General features: G+C 59.9%; 14 protein-coding genes and 1 pseudogene. 5 read left to right on the top strand and 10 right to left on the bottom strand.

Going from position 1 to position 18,528, the window contains the following annotated elements:
• Positions 1 to 609: 609 nt before the first annotated feature.
• Entirely contained in the window at positions 610 to 1,095 is a 486-nt protein-coding gene (locus tag AB8B29_RS29310) for a ProQ/FINO family protein (RefSeq protein WP_092575435.1), read from the bottom strand.
• 663 nt (positions 1,096 to 1,758) lie between these two features.
• On the opposite strand from AB8B29_RS29310, the gene AB8B29_RS29305 reads away from it, so the two are divergent.
• Positions 1,759 to 2,556, top strand: a complete 798-nt coding sequence (locus tag AB8B29_RS29305) for a hypothetical protein (RefSeq protein WP_245297568.1) — start codon at positions 1,759 to 1,761, stop codon at positions 2,554 to 2,556.
• Between the two features lie 405 nt (positions 2,557 to 2,961).
• On the opposite strand, the gene AB8B29_RS29300 is transcribed toward AB8B29_RS29305, so the two are convergent.
• Complete coding sequence (locus AB8B29_RS29300; protein WP_113102917.1) at positions 2,962 to 3,834, bottom strand: lysozyme inhibitor LprI family protein; 873 nt, start codon at positions 3,832 to 3,834, stop codon at positions 2,962 to 2,964.
• A gap of 586 nt (positions 3,835 to 4,420) precedes the next feature.
• Here AB8B29_RS29300 and AB8B29_RS29295 point away from each other — a divergent pair.
• From AB8B29_RS29295 to rpsU, 3 genes are all read left to right on the top strand, one after another.
• The gene (locus AB8B29_RS29295; RefSeq protein WP_092575440.1) at positions 4,421 to 5,632 is read left to right on the top strand and encodes a glycosyltransferase family 4 protein; all 1,212 of its coding nucleotides are present in this window, start codon (positions 4,421 to 4,423) and stop codon (positions 5,630 to 5,632) included.
• Between the two features lie 11 nt (positions 5,633 to 5,643).
• A complete protein-coding gene (locus tag AB8B29_RS29290; protein WP_092575442.1) occupies positions 5,644 to 6,633 on the top strand; it encodes an NAD-dependent epimerase/dehydratase family protein in 990 nt (329 codons plus the stop codon).
• A 502-nt stretch (positions 6,634 to 7,135) separates the two neighbouring features.
• Positions 7,136 to 7,375, top strand: a complete 240-nt coding sequence (gene rpsU / locus AB8B29_RS29285; protein WP_037193112.1) for a 30S ribosomal protein S21 — start codon at positions 7,136 to 7,138, stop codon at positions 7,373 to 7,375.
• Positions 7,376 to 7,519: 144 nt separating this feature from the next.
• Here rpsU and AB8B29_RS29280 read toward each other — a convergent pair.
• From AB8B29_RS29280 to AB8B29_RS29260, 5 genes and pseudogenes are all read right to left on the bottom strand, one after another.
• Positions 7,520 to 7,666: pseudogene (locus AB8B29_RS29280) on the bottom strand (IS6 family transposase); the annotation flags it as partial.
• A gap of 275 nt (positions 7,667 to 7,941) precedes the next feature.
• The gene (locus tag AB8B29_RS29275) at positions 7,942 to 8,646 is read right to left on the bottom strand and encodes an ABC transporter ATP-binding protein (protein WP_376774253.1); all 705 of its coding nucleotides are present in this window, start codon (positions 8,644 to 8,646) and stop codon (positions 7,942 to 7,944) included.
• Positions 8,643 to 9,425: an ABC transporter ATP-binding protein gene (locus AB8B29_RS29270; RefSeq protein WP_037193117.1), complete on the bottom strand. Its 783-nt coding sequence runs from the start codon at positions 9,423 to 9,425 to the stop codon at positions 8,643 to 8,645. The genes AB8B29_RS29275 and AB8B29_RS29270 overlap by 4 nt, the downstream gene beginning before the upstream one ends.
• On the bottom strand, positions 9,422 to 11,317 hold the full coding sequence (locus AB8B29_RS29265; RefSeq protein ID WP_245297569.1) for an ABC transporter permease: 1,896 nt from the start codon (positions 11,315 to 11,317) through the stop codon (positions 9,422 to 9,424). Before AB8B29_RS29265 ends, AB8B29_RS29270 begins: the two co-directional genes overlap by 4 nt.
• Before the next feature lie 139 nt (positions 11,318 to 11,456).
• Positions 11,457 to 12,644 carry an ABC transporter substrate-binding protein gene (locus tag AB8B29_RS29260; protein ID WP_047558570.1) on the bottom strand — a complete coding sequence of 396 codons (1,188 nt, stop codon included), beginning with the start codon at positions 12,642 to 12,644 and terminating at the stop codon, positions 11,457 to 11,459.
• Positions 12,645 to 12,896: 252 nt separating this feature from the next.
• On the opposite strand from AB8B29_RS29260, the gene AB8B29_RS29255 reads away from it, so the two are divergent.
• A complete protein-coding gene (locus tag AB8B29_RS29255; RefSeq protein WP_037193125.1) occupies positions 12,897 to 13,382 on the top strand; it encodes a MarR family winged helix-turn-helix transcriptional regulator in 486 nt (161 codons plus the stop codon).
• Positions 13,383 to 13,450: 68 nt separating this feature from the next.
• Here AB8B29_RS29255 and AB8B29_RS29250 read toward each other — a convergent pair whose 3' ends face one another.
• From AB8B29_RS29250 to AB8B29_RS29240, 3 genes are read right to left on the bottom strand one after another with little or no spacing between them, the layout of a single operon-like run.
• The gene (locus AB8B29_RS29250; protein WP_439006907.1) at positions 13,451 to 14,632 is read right to left on the bottom strand and encodes an acyl-CoA dehydrogenase; all 1,182 of its coding nucleotides are present in this window, start codon (positions 14,630 to 14,632) and stop codon (positions 13,451 to 13,453) included.
• Between the two features lie 42 nt (positions 14,633 to 14,674).
• Positions 14,675 to 16,420, bottom strand: coding sequence for a hydantoinase B/oxoprolinase family protein (locus AB8B29_RS29245; protein WP_092575452.1), 1,746 nt, complete (start codon positions 16,418 to 16,420; stop codon positions 14,675 to 14,677).
• Positions 16,417 to 18,516, bottom strand: a complete 2,100-nt coding sequence (locus tag AB8B29_RS29240) for a hydantoinase/oxoprolinase family protein (protein WP_092575455.1) — start codon at positions 18,514 to 18,516, stop codon at positions 16,417 to 16,419. Before AB8B29_RS29240 ends, AB8B29_RS29245 begins: the two co-directional genes overlap by 4 nt.
• Positions 18,517 to 18,528 lie beyond the last annotated feature (12 nt).

Genomic DNA, 18,528 nt, shown 5'->3' with positions numbered 1-18,528 from the left:
GGCGGTTTTCCCAATTAACTGCGCAATTGTTACAGAAAGCTGCTTAACTACGCAGTTACAATATGCCCCGATTCGTTGCAGTTTTACAATTGCTTAAACAAATAGCGACTTTTGGCGGTTTTTTACTCATTCGGCATGCTCAAGCCCGTTCCTTGAGACAGATTCTATGCCTGGCAGCATCCGGTTTGCTCTGTGTTTCATCAAGCCGGGCAGGCCCATTGGGCAGAGCCCCATCGACCGGAAGTAGTCCGCGGACTACTTCCGGTCGATGGGTGCTTGGCAGGGCGCGAGGATTTGTCGGGTCGGCGAGTGTTCAGATATTTTCAGCTGTGGCGTCCCGGCAGAGCGCAGCCGATTGTCCGCGGACTACCTGATCCGCGTTTGGAAAAACGACCGCAGCGAAGAGACTTATTGGCTGAGCAGCGCTTCGTTCCTTTGACTGTTCCAAAGGTGCAAAAGGGATTGATCGATTGGCAGGTGAATGAGGTCTCAATCGCTAGCGCCTACATACCAAAGAAACGCAAAACCTCCCTGCGGCTATCCACTGGGAGGTACGCGAGAAGGAATTCAGGGTGGGGCTGACGATGTCAGCGCGGATGGCGATGCGTGCTAGCGCACTAGGCGATCGGAGCGCTTGCCACTGCGAAGAAGTGCGGCGCGGATCAGTTCCGATTTGCTCAACGCTGGCGGCGGCGGAGCGGGTTGCTCCTGAGGTTCGGCTGTTTTGACGGGCGTCTGTTTCAACGTCGTGAGGCGCTGCCTCGCAGCAAGCCTGTCTTCCGGCGACAGCGGCTCGATCGGGTTGCCGTCGATATCGTGGCGCATCGAGTCGGGTTGGGCGCTTGCAAAGTAATATTGCTTCGAGTGGAGAAATGCACTCGTGGCGCGGCGGAGCGCCATGACCGGGGTGTCGGGCTTCAGAAGCGGGCGAATCTCGTTCCAGAGACCAAGCGCAAAAGGACGAATGATCTCGCCGGGTTTGGAAGGCAAGATATCGATCGGACGGACCAGGAGGGCGTTAATCGCCTTTGCTTTTCTAACGTCGAGCTCCGTTGCAACAATCGGGTCTCGACTGATCGTCCAGGGTTCTTCCATGAAATCGCTCCTTTGTATCGAAATCCATTACGGATCGATTGTGAAGTGATTTTGACGGGGCGGCGAACAAGCTTGCTCTCGAACATGGCCACCATGCAAAGCCAATGACCATATATGGAAGCGCAAAGCGCGCTGCAAGCTTTTGCGTTAACAGGATTTTTATAGTTTGGCGGATAGCTTGCACCTAGCCGCGAAGGGTATTGTGTACGCGGCGCGTCTTTCTTTCCAAAGTCGCGCGAGCTGCCGGAGCTTTACCGCGGAATCCCCGCCTGCCGAGCGCCTCACCGCCCGCCGACGCCAAGCATGTCGACCGGGGCACTTTCGAACCCACCTTCCGGACTGACGGGCCTCGCCCCAACTGCCGATATTAATAGCGCTTGCCGAGCCATGGCCACGCGCGCTTCTCACGCTTTAAATATCGTGGTCGGTTCATGTGTTGCGAGATGGAGAGCACACATTGTCGCACCGGGATCGAACCGATACGGCGATTTGGATAGGGATGGTGTTTCCGCAGGGTATGCCCGCCGATGTGCTCTTCCTGTGCTAAAGGCTTTCGCGACGATCCAGGCAGGGATAGTCGGTGCCGCCGACGTTGATTCTCGAATGGGAAGCGGGGCAGGGGAGGTGCCATCCTGTGGCTTATCCCGCGCGGGGTCTTTGTCCATGAAATGCTCGACGCGCAAATTCGCGAACTCCGTCGCCGCCGGCCGCTGGGCCAAGGTTGGCCCAATCGCATGCTCGCGGATGTCGGTGAGCCGGTTTGCATCGCAAGTGACGACATGTTCCATCGAAAAATGTGAAGACATCGGCATGGCTAGCTTGCCCTTGCGAAACCCGCCTTGGCTGGTGGCTGCTGTTGCGATACAGATGGCGCCGCAACCCGCAAAGCCAAAGGCTGAATGGCTTATCTATCTTCTGGAGAGAAGCATCTTGAATATGAAAGCGTTCTTGTCCCTGGGTGTTGTTATCTCGCTCTCGCTTGCTTCGTCTGCCCTGGCGTTCGATAAGTCAGCCTTCTTTGATGCCGCGCTCTGCAAGCCGCCGTACACGACAACCTCGGCAACGGAAATGTACAATGAGGCCGAAAAACTCGCAAAGGCCGATACATCTCTCCTGACGGCTGCCGTTTATAAATTGTCCGCGGACTTCGGCAAGCAGGGCTTCAAGACAAATGAACTCATTTTCGCCGGCTCGAGCATCGGCGTGCTGATCGAAGGCTTGCGGGCGGATGAACTCGCCAAGACTTATCATCTGAAATCGGACAATCTTGGCAGTCTTTTGGGGGCGGCTTCAAAGTCGTATGCGCGTGCATTGGTGAAGGCCGATCAGCCCACCAGGGAAATGGGGGGCGTGTCGATCGTAGCCCGCGAGTCGGCGGCCTTTCCCGGCAAAACACTGCTTGCGTGTGAATTCGTAACGCACGAAGATCTCGAAGCCGTGAAGAAACTCCAGGCGAATTGACCCCTTCTATCGCGACGCTTTGGCTGCCTGCTGTGTTCGTTGCAGGGAAGCGGTCAGCAACGCGCGAACTCCATGGATCTCACGATCCGCTCTGCTATCGGAGGCACTGTTAGGGGCTAGGTGCCGACAGCTGGTACCTATCGATAGTGATCGGCGCGGTTGGGGGCTGTATGGATGACGGAAGCTAATGGTGGTTTAATTTCAATATCCGGAAACTCTATGTTTGATTCATATGGTTGATACGCTGAGTATCTGGAAAACTCGGTGTCGATTTTGGATAAGTGGGGCAGATTGGGTGGGAACGTCCGTACAAACCCGCAAGGGGCAGCGATCTACATCGGCCCCACATACGGCCAGGAAGCATCACCGCCTTTGGCGACCTAGTTAAGCATCGGGAAGGCGATGCTACTGGGCCGTGGCGGGGCTTTCCAGGGAGCGAGGGGGAAAGTCCGGATCGGCCAGGCATTGTGTCATCCAGTCAGGCGCAATTCCCGAGATATCGTCCTCATCCTTAAAATCCGGATCGATGCGGAAAACCGGTGAATGGCTAAGATCTGGGTTATACCTGTCGTCATGCTCATCGACATGGAAGTCCCAACCCGTCTTGCCTTTATCGAGGCCAGCGGCCGCATCGTCGGGGCACTGCGCATCCTCTCCACCACATCCCGCCACCGTGACCAACTTGCCGTTCGATACGTTGGCAACTTTGCTGAAATCGTAATATCGACCTGAAGCCCAATAAGTATAGTCGCTGCAGACCCGTGCTGCGTTTTGGATCGCTTTTACACCGAAACACTCGTAATCGTGGCTGTCTTCACCAGATGGAATGAAATCGCACTCGGTCCAATAGCCGGAATACGGGCCGCCAGAAAAGCGGGAGACATAACGCTGTTGGGCAACCGCATTCGCCACGAGCGCTGAGCTTTCCGGAACTCCTCCTTTCATCGCGAGATTCCTTGTTCTCTGCGCGGTGTCGTCCCGCAGCAAATTGATTTCCTGCTTGCGCTCGTCTGGTTGTAATCGTGATCCTTCGATGTATCGAAGACCTACCCATCGTTGCTGGCTGGAGACAAGTGCTTGGTGAATTTCCGGGTCCTTGACGCTTCTCAGGAGATCAAAATACGCCTTGCTCATTTCCGTGTCCGCTTTTCGAAGTGACGGGTTGTTGCAAATAAGTCGATCAACCGGTTGTTTGGCGTTTGCGCAATCAAGACACCAAGCTGGCGAGGTCAGAAGGTTGAAGCAGAGAAACGCGGCAAGTCCTGAAATCCGATACATTCTAAGCTGTCCGTAAAATAGCGAGGTACGGCCTCTTGGTCATTCAGAGTTTGGATCATGATTCGGCCGAGTTCGAAATCCTCGACGCCGCAAGGGGTTTTGAGAATGGATCCTCTTACACACTTCTTTCGTGAAACGTTGCCACCCAACGTGCCCTACGTTCTCGATTTTGGGTAAGGGGTGTCGAAGCCGCTTTCACCTCCCGGTTACAATTGAAGCGCTGTGCTGGATAGAAAAAGCGCTATCTTAACCCTACGGCGCCCGATCCGAACCGGCGGGGGACTCCTCAAAGCTCGAATGCGCTGCCGGTGCCTCGCGTCGGATGTCAATCGATGCTGCTATTTTCAGCATCGGCTCAATCAACCTACCCTAGAGTAACGACCATATTATGCACGCGCAAAAAGCGTTCTAGTCCTTTGAATCTATAGGATCCTGTCGATTCAATCTGAAAGCGGGATGCCTTCGTGCGAATGGATGAATTGAAATGCCGCTGCGTTAGACCGCTTTATATGTGTCAGGCGTGTGACAGAAGAGACCAATTTCTTTCGTCCGGCCCGAAGACACAAGGGGGCGAGTTTCTAATCTTATGCGTCTCATACTCGTCAATGATGTTTCAACCGTTCGCGGCGGCGCGACCAAGGTGGCGTTGCAGTGTCTTGAGGCAAGCAGGGATGCGGGTCTGACTTGCGCCATACTGGTCGGCGATGATGGCGAAGGCCTCAAGTCGCGGTTTGCTGGCATCCGGACAGTTGCGCTTGGCGAGCGTCCCCTTCGGGAAGGTCCGACTTTCACCGATGTCTTCGCGAAGAACTACAATTGGCGCGCCTATGAGGCCTTGGAGGGGTTGCTTAAGGAATCGGAGGAGGAGACCGTCGTGCATGTGCATGGCTGGTCGCAGATCCTGTCGCCGTCGATCTTCTACGCGCTTGCCAAGCATGAGGCCAAAGTCATCGTCACGGCGCATGATTTTTTCCTGAATTGCCCCAACGGGGGTCTCATTAATTTCCATAGCGGCGAAGTCTGCCATATCAAGCCGCTGTCCGCCGCATGTCTGACAACCAATTGCGACAAGCGCAATTATTTCCATAAGCTCTGGCGTTTCCGCCGAACCTTGACCCAGCGGGGCGTCGGCGAGGAATTCTGGGGTCGCATCGGCATCGTGCTGGCGCATGAAAACATGGAGGCGCATCTCCGCTCCGGTCCTTTACGACATTTCACGACGCTGCGCACGCCCACGGAGCCATTGACGCCCGGACCGGTAGAAGCGTGGCGCAACCACCGCACCGTTTTTCTCGGCCGCATGTGCTGGGAAAAGGGGGTGCGGACGCTGGCGGATGCGCTCAACAAAACGGGAAGGACGGCGACGCTCATCGGGCGCGGACCGTTGCTTGAGGAGATGCAGCACGCGTTGCCGCATTGCTTCGTGCCCGGCTGGCTGAGCGATGAGGAGGTAGCGAGGCTCGCGGGTGAAGCGCGCGTTTTCGTCATGCCGTCGCGCATGCCCGAGCCTTACGGTCTGGTCGCGGCCGAAGCGTTGATGTCCGGCATACCGGTCATTGTCAGCAGCAATGCACTGATTGCGACGGAAGTCGAGAACAACGGCGCCGGTCTGGTCTTCGAGAGCGGCGATGCGGATTCGCTGGCCGAGAAATTGGCGGCGACCGATGACGACAACCTGATGCGGAGGCTGAGCGAGGGTGCGTTTGCCCTTGGCCAACGCATCGCGCCGAGCAGAGCGGAATGGGGACGCCGAATGGTGGACATCTATATGGGGCGCAGCGATTTTCTTGCGCATTAGTGGGGGGGACAATGGCACGTGCTTTGGTGACGGGCGGCTGCGGTTTCGTTGGCCGACATCTTATCCGACGACTTCTTGCCGAAGGGCTGGATGTCGTCTGCGTCGATCCGCTGGTCATGGGGACGGGCGCGCTTCATGCTGATCTGTGGCAGTGTTTTACGCGCTCCCGCTTCACCTTTCTCCAGGAGGATTGTCGCACTTTCTTTGCCCGCGCGCCCGAGCATTTTGACTATGTCTTCCATCTAGCCGCGCTGGTCGGCGGCCGCGTGACGCTGGAGACACGGGCGCTCGATGTCGCCGAGGATCTGGCTGTCGATGCGAAGCTATGGCAGTGGGCCTCACGCGCCAAGCCTGGCACCGTGGTATTCTTCAGCTCCAGCGCAGCCTATCCAGTGTCACTTCAGACGGTCGAAAATCATTGGCTGCTGTCGGAGGACATGATCAATTTCGATACCTCTGTCGGCATGCCCGACCTCAGTTATGGCTGGGCGAAACTGACCGGCGAATATCTGATGAAGCTCTATGTCGAGCGCTACGGCCAACGGGCCATCGCCTACAGACCGTTCAGTGGCTACGGCGAGGGTCAGGATTTGGCCTATCCTTTCCCGGCGATCTGTCGCCGGCTGCTTGCGGAAAAAGGTGCGGCAGAGGTTTTCGTTTGGGGCACAGGCCGTCAGTGCCGCGATTTCATTCATATTTCCGATTGCATCGAATTCATCTGGCAGACGAAGGACTTGCTTCCAGATGGCGCCAGCCTCAATCTCTCGACCGGCATTGCCATGTCCTTCATCGAATTGGCGGAGATCATCAGTCGGCAGATCGGCTGGCAGCCGGTCGTCACAGGCCGATCGAACCATCCCGAAGGTGTTTTCTACCGCTGCGGTGATACGGTGCTGCAACGCTCCTACGGACTGAAGCCGCTGGTCAGTCTGGAAGAGGGCATCGCGCGGACACTGGAGAATCTGCGAGCGGAGCAGCCGCCATATGCGCTAGCCATCTGAACGGAGCCTCACGACAAGCTCCGTTGGTCCAGAAGGGTGATCGTCCCCACCGACGCGCAGACCCCGGCCGCACCCTGCTTGCATCGATCGGATTGGGGCTGGAAATTCATCGCGGAAACCAAGCTGCCGGAGAGCGTTTCGTTGAGCGGAAAGCAGAGATAAAGGGCAAGCCGTTGCTCTTCGATGTCCAACCCACGACTGAAAGCGCAGTCTGCCGGTTCGTAAGGCTGCGCCTGATGAATTGTCGGTATTGATCATTGACTTGAGCCAAGCCCGCTGCCAATGACAGGAACCATCGTCAGGTGGGTTTTGGCGGCCTTTGCTCTCGAAAGGATATGAACTTCTGACCCACTAATCGCCTTCGGAGCTTACCTCTAGCCCCATTCGCGATCATGCGCATGAAATCAGTGGCGACAGAGAATCTAGGCAAACTGTCTTCCAGGCCTTGATCATCAAGGCACATAGATCTAATGAGGCGCGTGAGTGATCCTAGGAGTTTAGAATGCAGGTTTTGGTACGTGACAACAACGTTGAGCAAGCGCTCCGTTTTTTGAAAAAGAAGTTGCAGCGCGAGGGCGTTTTCCGCGAGGCCCGACTTCGGGAGCGTTTTGAAAAGCCCTCCGAAAAGCGTGCTCGCGAAAAGGCTGAGGGTATCAGGCGTGTCCGCAAACTCGCTCGCAAAAAGCTTGAGCGGGAAAGCGGTATTTCGAGCCCCAAGAAGGCAAGAGCTTCCGCTCGCTAGCGGAGATCGAGTGACGGATGTTTCGGCTGTCGAGGAAATGACTTTCTCGTGCTTGAGATATCCCTTTCCCGCGGGCGGTGTTGTCAGCGTGTTTGAATGACAAGCGCGTTAAGTCCGGTGCTGACGGTTTCAGACGATGTGGGCGCGGGCGGCGGAAAACAGCGAAACGAAATGCTGTAAACGTCTATTGAGCGAAAGCCCCGGCGCATTCTCTCTCGTTTTCGAAACGGCAGATGCGCGCATCTCGGTCGATTGTTCAGGCCTTTGTGGGGCCTGATGCTTAACGCCTGGAATGATCCGACGCCTTGCCGCCGGTGGGCTTGCCGAGACAATACGGCGGCCATGATCGGCGTGAGCACACCACAGGCCGGCCTTATGAGATCGATGGATCTTGGCCCGGAAGCAATCGGCACTTTCATATGAATTGAGAGCAGCATTGCAACTCGCTCAGATCTGGATCGCGAACGGCGAGGTCCAAAGAGCCCGTGAGCTCATTCGCGCACGCGAGTTGCTCAACCTTCGTTGAGACGCGCGCCGGATCCTCTCTTTCGACCCGCATTCGCCCATTACATTGCGAGATAGGCCTGCCGGATATCCTCCCGGCTTTCGAGTTCTACAATGGTGCCGGAATATCGGATTGCGCCTTTTTCCAGAATATAGGCGCGGTCGGATATCAGCCGGGCGAAATGCAGGTTCTGTTCCGACAAGAGGATGGACAGTCCCTCGCGCTTCATCGTGAGGATCGCATCGGCCATCTGCTCGACGATCTTGGGCGCCAGCCCTTCGGATGGTTCGTCAAGCAGGATCAGATGGGGATTGCCCATGAGGGTTCGGCCGATTGTCAGCATCTGCTGCTCGCCGCCGCTCATGTTGCCGGCCGGTCTCCTGCGCATGTTGCCGAGGTTCGGGAAGATCTCGTAGATGCGCTCGGGCGTCCACACCGCGCGCTGGTCTCGGCCCGCCTGTCGTCCGACTTCGAGATTCTCCTCCACCGTGAGGGTGGTGAAGATGCGCCGGTCTTCCGGCACATAGCCGAGCCCCCGGCGGGCGATGTCGAACGGAGGAAGCCTGGAAATATCCTCTCCTCGAAACCGGATCTCCCCCTGTTTCGACAGGAGAAGGCTCATGATCGATTTGAAGGTTGTCGATTTGCCGGCGCCGTTGCGGCCAAGCAGGGCGATCACCTCGCCCTCCGCGACCTGCAATTCCACGTCGAACAGGATATGGGCGGGTCCGTACCAGCTATTGAGACGGGATACTTCCAGCATCAGCCCTCCGATCTGTTGGCGTAAAGCAAGCCGGAGCCGAGATAGACGGCTTGGACGTCGGGATTGGCCCGGATCGCCTCTGGGGCTCCTTCCGCGATGATCGTGCCGCGATTGAGCACTAGAATCCGCGACGCATGCTCGAAGACGATATCCATATCATGCTCGGTGAAGAGAACGCCGATCTGTCTTTCCTCGACAATCCTGGCGGTCAGTTTCATCAGCTCGATGCGCTCCCGCGGGGCCATTCCGGCGGCCGGCTCATCCATCAGCAGCAGCTTCGGATCGCCGGCCAGCGCGATGGCAAGCTCGAGGCGCTTGACGTCGCCGTAAGGAAGCTCGCGACAGGCGCGATCGGCCTGGTCGCCAAGACCGATCAGGCCGATCAGTTCTTCGGCCTCGCGGCGAAATTTGCGGTCCAGCCGCCCGAAGAAGCCGGTCCAACCGGAAAGATGTCCGGCATGGGACAGGATCGCCACCTGCACATTCTCGCGAACCGTCATGGACAGGTAGACTTCCGCGATCTGGAACGTACGGCCGACGCCGAGGCGGAAGATCCTGGCAGGCGAGAGGCCCGATGTCTTGACCCCATCGAGGACCGCCGATCCGGCATCGGGCTTGATCTGGCCGTTCAGCATGTTGAAGCAGGTGCTTTTCCCGGCGCCGTTCGGGCCGATAAGCGCCATCAGTTCACCACGGGTAAGCGAAAAGGAGACGTCGGTGACCGCTTTGACGCCCTGATAACTCTTGCTTAGATGCGATACCGACAGAAGCGGTGGGGTCATGGCGCATCCCCCATTTTGGCGGCCGGTTGCGAAAGGGTTTGCGGCAGGATCTGGAGCCGTTGCTTGCGAGTCCCCAATATTCGGCCCAGCGTCCCGACGATCCCTTCCGGAAATGCGACGACCAGGAGAATGATGAGGCCGCCGAGGATCATGCGGGAGAGATCGGTATTGCTCATCAGCCAGATCGAGGCGGTCTTGTAGACGATTGCACCGACGATGCCGCCCGATACCGTACCGAAACCGCCGAGCAGGACCATGACGAGCCCGTCGATCGACATCGGAATAGCAAGCACCTCAGGAAAGATGCTTCCCTTCTGAAAGGCCAGAAGCGAGCCGGCAAGGCCAGCAAAGAAGGCCGACACGACGAATGCGGTATGCTGGACGGTGCGGCGCGGAATGCCGGTTGCCGCCGCGCGCTGCGGTGAATCCCGAAGCGCCCTCAGGGCATGACCGAACGGCGCGAAGGTCAGATAGCGGATACAGCCGACCGATAGGACGGCCACCACGAGCGTCAGCCAATAGAAGGCCTTGGGTCCGCTTGCCCATTCGGACGGCCAGACGCCGACGATGCCATTGTCGCCACCTGTCACGTCGACCCACTGGTAGGCGATCGACCAGAAGATCTGCGCGAAGGCCAAGGTGAGCATGGCAAAATAGATGTTGGACAGCCGGACGCAGAACCAACCCGAGACGAGGGATATGGCAGCTGCAACAACAGGCCCGATGAGGACGGCAAGCTCCATCGGCGCGCCAAACCACTGGACCGATAGCGCAGCCCCATAGGCACCTAATCCGAGGCTCGCCGCATGGCCGAAGGAGTCCAGCCCGCCCACCGACATCATGAACTGAAGACTGGTGGCGAAGATAACGGCGATCAGGACTTCGCTGGCGACACCGAGGCCGTAATTGCCGAGCACCAGCGGCAAGAGGATCGCGCTGAGGATGAGTATGCCGGCGGTAGCACGGCTGCGTGGGCCAAGCGGCCGCCACGTCGTCCTTGCCGCATAGCCGGCGCGGGAGGCGGGCAGGGGCTTGCCGAAGAAGCCCCAAGGACGCAGGACAAGGACGACCGCCATGACCACGAACATCAGCACGAGGGAAATGCCTGGAAACACCAGGATGCCGAAGGCGTTCAGCTCGGAGACGACGATGGCGGCCAGGAAGGCGCCGCCGATGCTGCCCAGCCCGCCGATTACCACCACGACAAATACCTCGGTGATGACGGACAGATCCATGAAGTGCGTGACGGCATCGCGCGGGATTTGCAGGCCGCCGCCGAAGGCTGCCAGGAAGACGCCGAGAGCAAAGACCCCGGTGAAAAGCCATTTCTGGTTCACTCCGAGCGCGCTGACCATGTCGCGGTCCTGGGTAGCCGCGCGCACCAGAATGCCCCAGCGCGAGCGGTGCAGCAGCAGCCACAGCAGGCCGAGAACGGCGGGTCCGAGAGCGATGAGCACGAGATCATAGGCGGGAAAGGGTCGGCCGAGAATCTGGACGGCGCCGGACAATCCGGGTGCCCGTGGCCCGACGAGGTCCTCCGGTCCCCAGATCAGCCGCACGCCGTCCTCGACGACGAGCGTAACGCCGAATGTGGCCAGAAGCTGCAACAGTTCGGGAGCACGGTAGATACGGCGCAGCAGCAGGATTTCCAGCAGAGCACCGCAGGCTGCGACGATGGCGGCGGAGACAAGCAGTGCTGCCCAGAAGCCGAAGGCGCTTTCCCAACGGGTCGTCAGGCTGTAGGCCAGATAGGCGCCCAACATGTAGAAGGCGCCATGAGCGAAATTGACGATGCGCGTCACGCCGAAGATCAGCGATAGTCCGGAGGCGACCAGGAACAGCGAGGCGGCATTGGAAAGCCCGGTCAGGAACTGCAGAAGATAAAGGTCCAACGGAGGCTCCCTGCCCATTTAACAAGGGTGGCATTCGATCCACGGAATGAATGCCGGCGCGATGCGTTATGACGGAATACATGCCCGTTTCGCCGGCGGAAGGGCATGAAGCCGCGACCGCCGGCCTTTGACGGTTCCGCTAGGGGCGGAGCTTGGCGGCGTCGGCCTCGCTCGGCAGGAAGTCGTTGCCGCTATGGTACTGGAAATCGACCATCACGCCTTTTCCATCCTTGAGGGCGGTCTTGCCGATGAAGGCGCCGAGCGTCGATTGATGATCCGCGGCACGATAGGTGATCGGGCCAAACGGCGTGTCGACCGAAATACCCTTGGCGGCGGCAATCAGCGCGTCCGTGTCGGTCGACTTGGCCTTGGTCAGAATGGCGGCCATCGACTTGACCAGCGAATAGCCGACCACCGAGCCCAGGCGAGGATAGTCGTTGTAGCGCTTCTGGTAAGCGTCGAGAAAGGCCTTGTGCGCTGATGTGTCGACGGAATACCAGGGGTAGCCCGTCACGATCCACCCTTCCGGCGTATCTGTCTTCAGCGGATCGAGATATTCCGGCTCGCCGGTCAGGAAGGAAACGACCGAGCGGCCCTTGAAGAGATCGCGGGTCGTGCCCTCGCGCACCAGCTTCACCAGATCGGCGCCGAACTCGACATTGAGGATCGCATCCGGCTTGGCGGCCTCGATGGCCTGCGCCACGGAGCCGGCATCGATCTTGCCTTGCGGCGGCCATTGCTCGCCGACGAACTCCACATCGGGTCGGGCCTTCTGGAGCAATTCCTTGAACACAGCCACGGCGCTTTGTCCGTATTCATAGTTTGGCGCGATGGTCGCCCAGCGCTTCGCCGGCAGCTTGGCGGCTTCCTGCGCCAGCATGGCGGCCTGCACGTAGTTTGGCGGGCGCAGCCGGAAAGTATAGTCGTTCCCCTTCGACCAGATCATCGCGTCGGTCAGAGGCTCTCCGGCCAGGTAAAAAACCTTCTTCTGCTTGGCGAAATCGGCAACCGCCATGCCGACATTCGAGAAGAAGGAGCCGGAGATCATCACCACCCCTTCCTTTGCGACCAATTCGTTTGCGGCCGTCAGCGCGTCGCCGGGCTTGCCGCCATCATCCTTGGAAATGATTACGAGCTTGTCGCCGTTGATGCCGCCCGCCGCATTGACCTCGTCAAGCGCCAGTTGCCAGCCCTTCTTGTAAGGGTCGGTAAACGCGGGAAGGGCAGAATAGCTGTTGATCTCGCCGACCTTGATCTCACCGGCCATCGCTTGTGTCCCGGCCGCCAGACAAAGGGCCGTACCCATAATCGCAAAAAGTCCTCTCATTTCCGTCCTCTCTGGATTGATCTGTTTTGATTCTTGTTATTACGGCACGTCATCGGCGGCATCGAATTTCGAGCGCGTGCAATCGCGATCCATAGCTTGTCGCCTGAAGGTATGATCTGGTGTGTTCACTATAAATGCAAGATCTTTCTCTGTGCATTTTTTAGGCAAATTGCGCGAAAATCCCGTATTTCCAGCTTGCCAATCGTTCGAAGAACGTGGAAATTCGCGTGTACACACTAATCTTGGCAGCGGATGGCTGATGTGAAGCACGATAGGCCGGATACGGACGACTATGATGTCACGCAGCAGGTGGGCCACCTGTTGCGCAGAGTGTATCAACGTCATCTCTCCATCTTCCAGGAAAACGCCTCCGATCCCAATCTGACCTCAGTGCAATTCGTCACCCTCTGTGCGCTGCGCGATCATGGGCCAAGTTCCCAGACCGAACTCGTCAAGGCCACGGCCGTCGATCAGGGCACGATCAGGGGCATCATCGAACGACTGTCCGCACGAGGCCTAATCACGACTTCCGGGGATGAGCAGGACGGACGCAAGATCATCATGTCCCTGACGCCGGCCGCCGAGCACCTGTTGGAGGAAATGATACCGGCCGCCCGCCTCATCAGCGAGTTGACGATGGCCGACCTCAATCCCGCCGAACGAGTGGCCCTGCTTTATCTGCTGCGCCGCATCCTGAACTATCATGATGACAAATCATCGAACGCGACGGAGAAATAGACCGGCAGGAAATGCCATCGCTGGACAGCATCTCCTTTTTCAGGTCAATCGTGACCGCAAAGCCGGCCTCAATTCGCAAAAGCGGCGATGCCAGTGATGGCGCGGCCGAGGATGAGGGCGTGGATGTCGTGGGTTCCCTCGTAGGTGTTGACCACCTCGAGGTTGACGAGGTGGCGGGCAACGCCGAACTCGTCGGAAATGCCGTTGCCGCCGAGCATGTCGCGCGCTGCGCGGGCAATGTCGAGCGCCTTGCCGCAGCTGTTGCGCTTGAGGATCGACGTCAGTTCGACAGGCGGATGGCCGTCTTCCTTCATGCGGCCGAGACGCAGGCAGCCCTGCAGGCCAAGGGTGATCTCGGTCACCATGTCGGCGAGCTTCTTCTGGATCAGCTGGTTGGCGGCAAGCGGCCGGTCGAACTGCTTGCGGTCGAGCACATATTGCCGCGCCTTGGCATAGCAATCCTCGGCCGCACCCAATGCACCCCAGGCAATGCCGAAGCGGGCGGAGTTCAGGCAGGTAAACGGACCCTTGAGGCCGGAAGCGTTCGGCAGCAGGTTTTCCTCCGGCACGAAGACATTGTCCATGACCACTTCGCCCGTGATCGAGGCGCGCAGGCCCACCTTGCCGTGGATGGCGGGTGCCGACAGTCCCTTCCAGCCCTTTTCAAGGATGAAGCCACGGATGATGCCGTCCTCGGTCTTTGCCCAGACGACGAAGACATCGGCGATCGGTGCGTTGGAGATCCAGGTCTTGGCGCCGGTCAGGCTATAGCCGCCATCGACCTTCTTTGCCCGCGTCACCATCGAGCCGGGGTCGGAGCCATGGTTCGGCTCGGTGAGGCCGAAGCAGCCGATCCATTCGCCAGTGGCAAGCTTCGGCAGGTATTTCTGCTTCTGCGCCTCAGACCCGAAAGCATCGATCGGCACCATGACCAGCGAGGACTGCACGCTCATCATCGAGCGATAGCCGCTGTCGACGCGTTCCACTTCGCGGGCGATCAGGCCATAGGCGACATAGCCGAGGCCGGCGCCGCCATATTCCGGCGCAATCGTCGGTCCGAGCAGGCCGAGCTCGCCCATCTCGCGGAAGATCGTCGGATCGGTCTTTTCATGGCGGAAGGCTTCGAGCACGCGGGGGGCGAGCTTCTCCTGCGCATAGGCATGCGCGGTATCCAGCACCATGCGTTCTTCATCGCTCAGCTGCTCCACCAGCCGGAACGGATCGGCCCAGTCGAAAATCTCGCGGCTCATGCTGTCGTCTCCCAGATCTTTCTTTTCTCGATCGCTGTCAGTCTACGCCTTGCGGCTGGCGCGGGCTCGTTCGGTGGCGGTCGTATCCGAATGGCAATCCGCCGTCACGACAACGCCGAAAAGATCGAGCGCTTCTGCCGTCGTATAACGACCGAGCCGCACATCCTCGCTCACCGCTTTCGGATCGCGTGTCAGCGGATCGCCGTAGCCGCCGCCGCCCGGTGTGCCGACGCGAACGCGATCACCGGGTTTCAGCGCAATATCCTGCGCCTTCGACAGATGCTCGGGCGTCATCGCTTCGCCGTCGCGCCAGACCGTGACGCTGTTCGTCCGCCCGTCGCTGCCACCGAGTGCGCCCTGCGGCCCGAAACGACCGTGATCCATAACAAAGCTTGCGGTGGCAGCACCGCGCCTGAGTTCGATCTCGTAGTCGAGACCGAAGCCGCCGCGATGCTTGCCGGCACCGCCGGACCCCTCGCGAAGGGCATAGCGATGGTAGAGGACGGGGAATTGCTGTTCCATGATCTCGACCGGCGGTGCCTTGGAAATGCCGATGGTCGAACAGCCGTTGGCAAGCCCGTCGTGATCGCTGTTGCCGCCGTAGCCACCGCCGGAAATCTGGTACATGACGTAGCCGCGCCCGCGCTCCGGATCGTGGCCACCGAGCGCGAAATTGCCCGAACTTCCGGCGGGCGAGGCCGTCACACGATCGGGCAGTGCCTCGACCAATGCCGCAAAGACCGCCTCGGCGATCCGCTGGCTGACTTCCGCAGCACAGCCGGAAACCGGGCGCGGATAATGGGCGTCGAGGAAGGTTCCCTCTGGCGTCTTCACCTTCAACGGCTCGAAGGCACCGGCGCTGATCGGGACATCAGGAAAGATATGGCGCATGGCAAGGTAGACGGAGGATAGCGTCGTCGCCAGCACCGAGTTCATCGGTCCGGCGCAGGGCTTCGACGATCCCTCGAAATCGAAGGAGAGTTCATCGCCTGTCGCGATGATCGTCAGACGGATTTCGAGTGGCTCGTTGACGACGCCGTCACTGTCGATATAGGCGACGGAACGATAAGTGCCTTCCGGGATCAGCCGGATATTGGCGCGCATCTGCTCGGCCGCGCGGCGGCGCAACTCGCCGATCGCTTGGGCGACCGTATCGTCGCCGTAGCGTTCGAGAATGCGCACCAGCCGTTCCTGCCCCACAAGAAGGGCGGCCGCCTGTGCCTTTACGTCACCGATGCGTTGTTCGGAGACACGGATGTTCGAGCAGATGATCGCATAGATCTCGGTGTCGAGCTTGCCTTCCTTGAAAAGCCGGACCGGCGGCAGGCGCAGGCCCTCCTGTTCGACGGAGGTGGCCGACGCCGAGAAACCGCCGGGGACAGCGCCGCCCGTATCCGGCCAGTGACCGGTGTTCGATAACCAACAAAAGATCTTGCCATCGCGATAAACGGGCATCGCAAAACGCACATCCATCAGATGCGTGCCGCCGAGATAGGGGTCGTTGACGATATAGATGTCACCCGGCTTCGGCGCCGCTGCCTTGCCGGAGGCGATCATCTCGATCAGCGTGCGGGTCGAATATTGCATGGTGCCGACAAAGACCGGCAGGCCGCCGGCCCCCTGGGCGATCAGCGAGCCGTCCTCGGCCGAATAGATGCCGTCCGAACGGTCGTTGGCCTCGGCGATGACGGGCGAGAAGGCGGCTCGGGAGAAGGTCAGGTCCATCTCATCGCAGACCTGCTGCAGGCCGGATTGGATGACGCTCAGCGTGATGGGGTCGATGCTCATTGGCCGGCTCCGATCGTGATGATGATATTGCCGTCGTCGTCCTGTGTGGCGACGTCGCCGGGCTCGAGGATGATGGTCGTGTCCATCTGCTCGATGATCGCCGGTCCGGATATGGTTGCCTTGAGCGGCAGGTGATCGCGCCAGTAGATCGGCGTTTCCCGCCAGCCGTCGAACCAGACCGGCCGCATGCCGGTCTGTGCTTCGGCGAGTGTCGCCTTGCGTCCGGCCGCATCGATCAGCATGGACAGATCGATCTCGGTGCGCCGGCCAATGACCGAGGTGTTGACGTTGACGAGGCTTGCGCGGATTTCCGGAAGTTCGACATGGAAGCGGTTGAAATAAGCCTCCTCGAACCGTGCCTGCAGTTCGGCCCTGGTCGGCATTGCGCTCGGCAGCGGGACGCGCAGCAGATGCGTCTGGCCGATGAATTGCATATCGACGGAGTAAATCTCGCGGATCTCGCGAATGGCGACCGCTTCCTTGCCGATCAGCCGACGCCCTTCCGCCGACTGCCTTTCGAAGAGTGCGTGCACCGCGTCCATATCGGCGACATCGAGCGGGCGGTTGACCGTATTGACGAAATCGTGCCGGAGATCGGCGACGACGCAGCCGAGCGCGTTGGTGATCCCCGGACGGGACGGTGTCAGCACCCTTGGAATGCCGAGCTCCCGCGCGATCGCGGTCGCGTGCAGCGGGCCTGCTCCGCCGAAGGAGAACAGCGCGAAATCGCGTGGATCCTCGCCGAGGCTGACCGAGACCATGCGCACGGCGTCCGCCATGCGGGCATTGGCGATGCGGATGACGGCCGCCGCCGCCGCCGTGGCGTCGAGCCCGAGCGGACGGCCGAGCTTTTCCTCGAACAGGTCACGAATGTCGTCAATGGAAATGCTGCCGGGAACCGAGTTGAGCCTGGAGGGGTTGAGGCGGCCGAGCAGCAGGTTGGCGTCGGAGATGGTCGGCGTCGTGCCGCCGCGGCCGTAGCAGATCGGCCCCGGCATGGCGCCGGCGCTTTCCGGGCCGACCTGGAGCAGGCCCGCGGCGGTGATCTTGGCGATCGAACCGCCGCCGGCGCCGACGGTGCGCACATCGACCATCGGCACATGGATCGGCATGGCATATTCGATCTCGATCTCGTTGGAAACAGCCGGTTCGGCGTTACGGATCAGGGCAACATCGGTCGACGTGCCGCCCATGTCATAGGTGATGAGGTTGGGGATGCCGGCGCGTCGGCCGGTATAGGCCGCTGCCATGACGCCGGAGGCGGGACCGGACATGACGGTCTTTGCGGCCTCCTTGGCGACGTGGCGCGCAGACACCATGCCGCCATTGCCGTTCATGACGAGAACGTCGTGCCTGTAGCCCTTGGTGGCGAGTTGATCGGCGAGGCGCTCGATGTAGCGCGCCAGGAGCGGCTGCACGGATGCATTGACGGCCGCCGTGACGCCGCGCTCGAACTCACGGCTTTCGGACAGAAGCGCATGGCCGAGCGTGATATTGCCGTTCGGCCAGATCTCGGCGGCGATCTCGCCGGCGCGCAACTCATGCGCCGGATTGGCATAGGCATGCAGGAAGTGGATGACCAACGACTCGCAACCTGTATCCACCAGGGCTTTGAGCGCAATGCGGAGCGCTTCCTCGTCGAGGGGGATCAGCACGTTGCCGGCGGCATCCATGCGTTCGGGAACTTCGAGCCTGAGGTCGCGCGGGATGATCGGGCGAAACTCGCCCTTCATGCCGTAGGGGTTCGGGCGCGTGCGCCGGCCGAGCTCCAGCACGTCGCGAAAGCCGCGTGTGGTGATGAGACCTGTTCGGCAGAGGTTGCGCTCCAGAACGGCATTCGTGGTGGTGGTGGTGCCGTGCACGATGAGGTCGAGCGCCGCTATATCGGCCTCAGCCGCATCCAGTGCGTTGAGAACGCCGAAAGCCTGATTGTCGAGCGTGGTCGGCGTCTTGGCGAGACGGACCTTGCCGGAGACCGTGTCGAAGAGCACGAGATCGGTGAACGTGCCGCCGACATCGATGCCCGCGACCTGCGATTGTTCAGGTGTCGGGCCCGACGGTTCATTCGGAAAAGACTGAGTCACGACTGTTCCCATTATTGTTTGTAT

This window comes from Rhizobium sp. 11_C7_N12_5 (assembly GCF_051811145.1).
Taxonomy (GTDB): Bacteria; Pseudomonadota; Alphaproteobacteria; order Rhizobiales; family Rhizobiaceae; genus Rhizobium; species Rhizobium lusitanum.
This window is presented reverse-complemented; position numbering and strand designations above follow the sequence as displayed.